Annotated in this window: 5 protein-coding genes; 3 read left to right on the forward strand and 2 right to left on the reverse strand. The window is 73.9% G+C overall.

The genetic code is table 11. The features are described 5' to 3' along the window. The first annotated feature begins 290 nt into the window (after positions 1 to 290). The 3 genes from ettA (at position 291) to LCE31_RS33690 (ending at position 3,262) form a co-directional block, all read left to right on the forward strand. Positions 291 to 1,955, forward strand: coding sequence for an energy-dependent translational throttle protein EttA (gene ettA / locus LCE31_RS33680; RefSeq protein ID WP_225021278.1), 1,665 nt, complete (start codon positions 291 to 293; stop codon positions 1,953 to 1,955). Between the two features lies 1 nt (position 1,956). Further along, a complete protein-coding gene (locus LCE31_RS33685) occupies positions 1,957 to 2,406 on the forward strand; it encodes an acyl-CoA thioesterase (protein WP_225021280.1) in 450 nt (149 codons plus the stop codon). 151 nt (positions 2,407 to 2,557) lie between these two features. Continuing rightward, positions 2,558 to 3,262 (forward strand): hypothetical protein, encoded by a 705-nt coding sequence (locus tag LCE31_RS33690; protein ID WP_225021286.1) that lies wholly within the window; start codon positions 2,558 to 2,560, stop codon positions 3,260 to 3,262. 26 nt (positions 3,263 to 3,288) lie between these two features. Here LCE31_RS33690 and LCE31_RS33695 read toward each other — a convergent pair whose 3' ends face one another. Further along, a complete protein-coding gene (locus LCE31_RS33695) occupies positions 3,289 to 4,302 on the reverse strand; it encodes an ABC transporter ATP-binding protein (RefSeq protein ID WP_225021282.1) in 1,014 nt (337 codons plus the stop codon). After that, positions 4,299 to 6,752 (reverse strand): FtsX-like permease family protein, encoded by a 2,454-nt coding sequence (locus tag LCE31_RS33700; protein WP_225021284.1) that lies wholly within the window; start codon positions 6,750 to 6,752, stop codon positions 4,299 to 4,301. The genes LCE31_RS33695 and LCE31_RS33700 overlap by 4 nt, the downstream gene beginning before the upstream one ends. Between the last annotated feature and the right edge of the window lie 194 nt (positions 6,753 to 6,946).

Here is a 6,946-nt window from a genome sequence, read left to right on the forward strand (position 1 = left end):
GCGGGCTCTCCCCGGGCCCGCGTTCCCCGGCCGGCCGACAGTTGTCCTGGTTCCCGGTCCGCGTGCGGGCCGCAGGTCAGAGGCGGGGCCCGTGTGCGGCCAGAGGTCGGGCCCGCGCGCAGGTCAGGGGCGGGGTCCGCGTGCGGCCCGGGGGCGGCGGCGTGGTGGTGTCCGGAGGGCGGACATGCTGGTTTCCGCCGGGGGACGGACGGCTGGCAAGATGGATGTATCTGCCCTCACGCGGCGGAGCCGCACAGTGGCCCTTCTCCTCGATTGCCGGACGGTTTCTCTTGGCTGAGTACATCTACACGATGCGCAAGGCGCGCAAGGCGCACGGCGACAAGGTCATCCTCGATGACGTGACGCTGAGCTTCCTGCCGGGCGCGAAGATCGGTGTGGTCGGTCCGAACGGCGCCGGCAAGTCCACCGTCCTCAAGATCATGGCCGGTCTTGAGCAGCCCTCCAACGGCGACGCGTTCCTCTCCCCGGGGTACACCGTCGGCATGCTGCTCCAGGAGCCGCCGCTGGACGAGTCGAAGACCGTCCTGGAGAACGTGCAGCTGGGCGCCGCCGAGATCATCGGCAAGCTGCACCGCTTCAACGAGGTGGCCGAGCTGATGGCGACGGACTACTCCGACGCCCTCATGGAGGAGATGGGCGCGCTCCAGGAGGACCTGGACCACGCCAACGCGTGGGACCTGGACACCCAGCTGGAGCAGGCGATGGACGCGCTGGGCTGCCCGCCCGGCGACTGGCCCGTCACCACCCTCTCCGGTGGTGAGCGCCGCCGCGTGGCGCTCTGCCGGCTGCTGCTCGAGGCGCCGGACCTGCTGCTGCTCGACGAGCCCACCAACCACCTGGACGCCGAGTCCGTGCAGTGGCTGGAGCAGCACCTCGCGAAGTACGCGGGAACCGTCGTCGCCGTCACCCACGACCGGTACTTCCTCGACAACGTCGCGGGCTGGATTTTGGAGCTCGACCGCGGCCGCGCCATCGGCTACGAGGGCAACTACTCCACCTACCTGGAGACCAAGCAGACCCGTCTCAAGGTCGAGGGGCAGAAGGACGCCAAGCGCGCCAAGCGCCTCAAGGAAGAACTGGAGTGGGTCCGCTCCAACGCGAAGGGCCGCCAGGCCAAGTCGAAGGCGCGCCTCGCCCGGTACGAGGAGATGGCCGCGGAGGCCGACAAGATGCGGAAGCTGGACTTCGAGGAGATCCAGATCCCGCCGGGCCCGCGCCTCGGCAGTGTCGTCGTCGAGGTGGAGCACCTGTCGAAGTCCTTCGGCGACAAGTTCCTCATCGACGACCTGTCGTTCACGCTACCGCGCAACGGCATCGTCGGCGTGATCGGCCCCAACGGCGCGGGTAAGACCACGCTGTTCAAGATGATCCAGGGCCTGGAGACGCCCGACTCGGGCGCCATCAAGATCGGTGACACGGTCAAGATCAGCTACGTCGACCAGGGCCGCGCGAACATCGACCCGAAGAAGACGCTCTGGGCGGTCGTCTCCGACGAGCTCGACTACATCAACGTCGGCCAGGTCGAGATGCCGTCGCGCGCGTACGTGTCCGCGTTCGGCTTCAAGGGCCCGGACCAGCAGAAGCCCGCGGGCGTGCTCTCCGGCGGTGAGCGCAACCGCCTGAACCTCGCGCTCACGCTCAAGCAGGGCGGCAACCTGCTGCTCCTCGACGAACCGACCAACGACCTCGACGTGGAGACGCTCTCCTCCCTGGAGAACGCGCTGCTCGACTTCCCCGGCTGCGCCGTCGTCGTCTCCCACGACCGGTGGTTCCTCGACCGGGTGGCGACGCACATCCTCGCGTACGAGGGCGAGTCCAAGTGGTTCTGGTTCGAGGGCAACTTCGAGTCGTACGAGAAGAACAAGGTCGAGCGGCTCGGCGCGGACGCGGCCCGGCCGCACCGCGCCTCCTACAAGAAGCTGACGCGCGACTGACATGGCCCGCTTCCTGTATCGCTGTCCGCTGCGCTGGGCGGACATGGACGCCTTCGGGCACGTCAACAACGTGGTCTTCCTCCGCTATCTGGAGGAGGCGCGCATCGACTTCATGTTCCGCCTGGCCCCGGGCGGCGGCTCGCCGTCGTTCGCGGGCGGGTCCGTCGTGGCCCGCCACGAGATCGACTACAAGCTGCCGCTCGTCCACCGGTACGAGCCGGTGCCCGTCGAGCTGTGGGTGACCGAGATAAGGGCGGCGTCGCTGACGATCGAGTACGAGGTCAAGGACCTGGCGACCGAAGAGGAGGCGGAGCGGGTGTACGTGCACGCCTCGTCGGTCGTCGTCCCGTACAACCTTGAGGCGCAGCGGCCCCGGCGGATCACCGCCGAGGAGAAGTTCTTCCTCCAGAAGTACCTGGACGACGAGCGATCGGTGACGGGCACCCGTTGACGAGTAACGACGAGTAACGACGAGTGGCCGAGTGGCACGCGGCGAATGACGACACGTAGCGAGTGACACGCAGCGAGTGACGAGCAAGGACGGGGTGGGGGTCCTCGTGGGACTGCCCGGAGACACGACCGGGGAAGCGGCACCGACGGTGCTGGGCCTCGCCGACGAGGGGGAGGCGGCGGACCTCGCCGCCTTCCTCGGACGTCTGCTGCACTACGACCGTGCGGCCGCGGTGCGCCTCCAGGCGGGCGACGGGGTACTCGCGGTGTTCGGCCGGCCGCCGTCGTTCGAGGTCGTCGCGGTCCGCACGGTCCGGCTGCGCGAGCCGGAGCCGGGCGGGGCGTACGGCTCGCCGCGCGGCCCGCTCGATGTCACGGTGTCCGCGGGCGACCTGCTGGAGAGCGTGGCGCTCGAGCGTGCCGAGGTGGGCGTGCCCGCCGCCGTGACCGGCCCGCCCTGGGCCGGTGTGCTGCCGCCGCGCGGCGGCTGGCGCCCGGTGCCCGGCCTGCCCGAGGTGCGGCAGCTGGCCCGGGCCCTCGCCGGCGCGGTCGCCGAATTCCGGCGCCGCGACGAGGAGTTGCCGGAGGAACGGCGCACCCGTGACGAGCGGGACCGGATCGGCCACGAGATCTGGTCGCGGACCCTGGGTGACACGGGCCTTCCGCTGCGCGCGGTGCACGCCGCCCGTTCGGTGGGCTTCCTGCGCCCGCCGGGGACCGCGGAGGGCGCGGGCGAGGCCGCCCTGTTCGCCGCGGGCGGCTGGCTGCGGCTGCGCACCGCGTACGGGTCGATCGCGGTACGCGTCGCCGCCACCGGCCTCGGCGCACTGCCGGGTCTGAGCGTCACACGCGCGTAGCGCCCGCCGGGACGGCGCGGACGCGTTCAGGTTTCCGGCGTCTCCTCGTCCGGGCGGACCTCTATGTGGTCGGGCCGCAGTTCCAGCAGCACGCGGTGCTCCATGCGCAGGGCCTCGGTGTACTCCTGGGGAAGCTGGAGGCGGCCCGCGCGGTCCAGCATCGCGTACTCCCTGGCCACCTGGGACTCCCGGCCGGTCGCCGCGTCGACCTCCGTGCGGCGCAGGACCTCGGAGGAGGTGCGGCCGTCGCGGATCGCGACGGTGCGGCGTACCTCGGAGGCGACCTTCTGGTCGTGCGTGACGATCACGATCGTCGTGCCGAGGCGTTCGTTGGCCGCGCGGAAGGCCGCGAAGATCTGCTCGCCCGTCGCGGAGTCCAGTTCGCCGGTCGGTTCGTCGGCGAGCAGGACGGACGGTTCGTTCGCCAGCGCCACCGCGATCGCCACGCGCTGCTGCTGGCCGCCGGACATCTGCCGCGGGGTCCGGTCCCGGCAGTCGGCCACCTCCAGGATGTCGAGCAGCGTCTCGGTGCGTTCCGCGCGCCGCGCGCGGGCCCGTCTGCCGCGCTCGCCGCCCTTCAACTGCATGGGCAGCGCGATGTTCTGGGCGGCCGTCAGGAAGGGCATCAGATTGCGCCCCGTCTGCTGCCAGACGAAGCCGACGACTTCGCGCCGGTACGCGAGGCGTTCGCGCGCGCCCATCGCCAGCAGGTCGCGGCCCGCGACCTTCGCCGCGCCCGCCGTCGGCTCGTCGAGACCGGCGAGGATGTTCATCAGCGTCGACTTCCCACTGCCCGAGGCCCCCACGAGGGCCATCAACTCCCCTTCCCGTACGAGCAGATCGAGGCCCTGCAAGGCCTGCACCTCCACCCCGTCCGTCGTGAAGACGCGGACCAGGCGGTCGCAGCTGATCAGCGCGTCGTGCCCGTACTCGGGGCGTTCGCGCCGCGCGGCGGCCCGCCGCTCCAGCTCGTCCAGGGACCGGCCGCCCGGGGTACCGCCGGTCGAGGTGCCGGCGGTCGGGGACGTGTCGTCGCTCATCTCGGGCCTCCTGCCCTCAGTTCGGTCGTCGCCCCGCGGCGCGTGGACAGCCAGGCCTGGACCGTCGCGACCCCGGCGGCGAGCACCACCACCGCGACCGCGGGTAGCAGCAGCGACCAGGGATCGGCCCTGAGCCGTACGGGCCCCGCCCCCGCCGCGTCGGAGAGCGCGAGCGGCGTGAGGTCGAGTCCCGGCGCGAGCAGGCGGATCGCGGCCCAGCCCACGAGCGCGCCGCCCAGCGCCGCGAGCAGCGCCTGCGGCAGCGCTTCGAGGATCAGCAGCCGCCTGCCCTGGCGGCGCGTCATGCCGAGCGTCCGCAGCCGCGCCAGCAGCGCGACGCGCTCCGGCGCCGCCTGCACCACCGACAGCAGCAGGGCGAGCGCGGCGTAGCCCGCGCCCGCGGCCACCGCCACCAGGTAGACGCGTTGCGTGCCGGTCTGGACCGGCGAGTCGGCGAGCGACGCCCGTGCCTCCGTGCGCACACGCACCTCGAGATCGGGTCCGGCCGCGCGGACGGTGGCGCGCAGCTGCCGCGCGTCCAGGGACGCGCCCGTCACCAGCAATCCCGTGTCCGCGTGCCGCGGCAGGTACGCGGCGTCGACCACCAGGAAGTCGCCGCCGAACAGCGCCGGGGTCGCCGTGCGTACGGCCGCGACCTCGACCTGGAGGCTCAAGCCGGGCTCGTCGACCTCGGTCACCGCGGAGCCGAGGCGCTTCGCGGCCCCGGGGGAGGCGATCGCCGGCAGGGCCGACGACCCGTCGCCGCCGGCCGAACCGCTCTTCTTGACCAGGGTGTCGGCGTCGAAGGCGCCCCGGCCGGTGCGGCGGGCGAGCCGGGCGTACGAGGCGGGGTCGACCGCCAGCAGCGTCACGCTCTGCCCGTCCGTCGCGTCGGTGCCCGTGTCCAGCACCTGGAGATCCTCGTGCTGCTCGACCGGGGCCACGTCCGTCACCCCCCGCACCGCGCGTACGGATCGGGCGAGGCCCTTCGGCAGGGTTTCCACGGCGCTCACCGCGGCGTCCGCGCCGACCGCCCTGAGCGCCGCGTCGTCGCGCGCGTGCGTGACGCCGGTGAGCACCGAGCCGCCGAAGGCCGCCGTCGTCAGCGCGATCAGCAGGGCGAGCAGCGGCAGCGCGGCCGCCGCCGGCGCCCGGCCCGCGCGGGCCAGCGAGAGGAACCCGGTCGCGCCCCTGCGCCGTGCCGCGGGCAGCGCCGCGAGCCGCAGCGGCAACGGGTAGAGCCGCCCCAGCACCAGCGCGGCGATCAGCCCGACCAGCACGGGCGCGAGGCTCACCAGCTGGTCGACGCCGCCGGCCGCGTCCGCGCCGCGCCTGCGCAGCGCGACCACGGCGCCCACCGCGAGGACGAGCGCCGTGAGTTCGGCGACCGTGCGCCGACGTGAGGGCCTCGCCCGCGCCAGGTCGGCCCGCGCCTCGTGCAGACGGGGCACCCGGTGCGGGACGGCGGCGCGTACCGGCAGCACCGCGCAGGCCAGCGCCGCCGTCGCGGCCGCCCCGAGCAGTGAGGGTGTGAGGGCCTGGCCCGGTACGAGCACGACCGCGAGCGCGCAGCCGATCGCCGCCGCGGGCACCGCGCTCACGGCCGACTCGGCCAGCAGCCGGCCCGCGACGCCCCGCACGGAGGCGCCGCGCGCCCGCAGCAGCGCCAGCTCGTCGCGCCTGCGCGCGGCGGCCAGGCCGCCCGCCATCAGCAGCACCACGGCCGCGACCGTACCCACGCCGAAGGCGCCGACGGAGACGACGGGGGTCACGGACGCGAACAGCGAGTCGACGTCCAGGAGGACGGTGTCGAGGCGGCTGTCGACGGTCAGGACGGGCGAGACCGCCCCGGTGAGCGCGGTCAGCCCCGGGCCGTGCTCGGCCGAGGCGACGGCCGACCTGAGCGCGGGCAGTCCGGCCGAGGTCAGCCCTGAGGTGTCGGGCGCCAGGCGCCAGAACTCCTCGGTCTTGGGCGACACGCCGGGGATCACGGGACCGGCCTCCGGCGGCAGCATCAGCGCCGCGTGCCAGTAGCGGGGGTCGATGATCCCGTCGCGGAAGTACTCGGGTGACGTGAGGTCCGGCTCCGACGCCCAGTACGCGAGCGACGGCCGCTCGGGCCGCACGATGCCCGTGATCCGGACCGCCAGACCGCTGCCCGCGCGCACGCCGGAGACCACGTGGACGACGGAACCCGCCTTGATTCCGAGGGCCTTCGCCGTGGCCTCGGTGACCGCGCCCTCGACCTGGCGGGTCGCCGCGGTGACGGAGCCGGGCGCGGCGCGCGGCAGCCGGCCGGCGGCGAGCCGGGAGTGCGCGGTGAGCCCGCTCTGGGTGGTCAGCGTGACGGACGGGGGCCGCCCTTCCGGCGCCGCCAGCCAGGTGTCACGCAGCGGTATCTGGCTCACCGTGCGCACCCCGTACGAGGACTGGTCGGTGCGCACCCGCACCGGGGCCGGCAGGGTGGCGATCGCCTTGCGGTAGCGGGGTTGGGGGGGGGGGGGGGGGGGGGGCGCCCCCCCCCCCCCCCCCGGGGGCCCCCCCCCCCCCCCCCCCCCCGCGCGCGCCCCCCCCCCCCGACGACGGAGAGGGCGCCGTGACGATGCTGCACGGGCAGGATCTGCGGGACAGCCTGGTCGACGAG

This window comes from Streptomyces sp. 8L (assembly GCF_020176795.1).
In the GTDB taxonomy this organism is placed as follows: Bacteria; Actinomycetota; Actinomycetes; order Streptomycetales; family Streptomycetaceae; genus Streptomyces.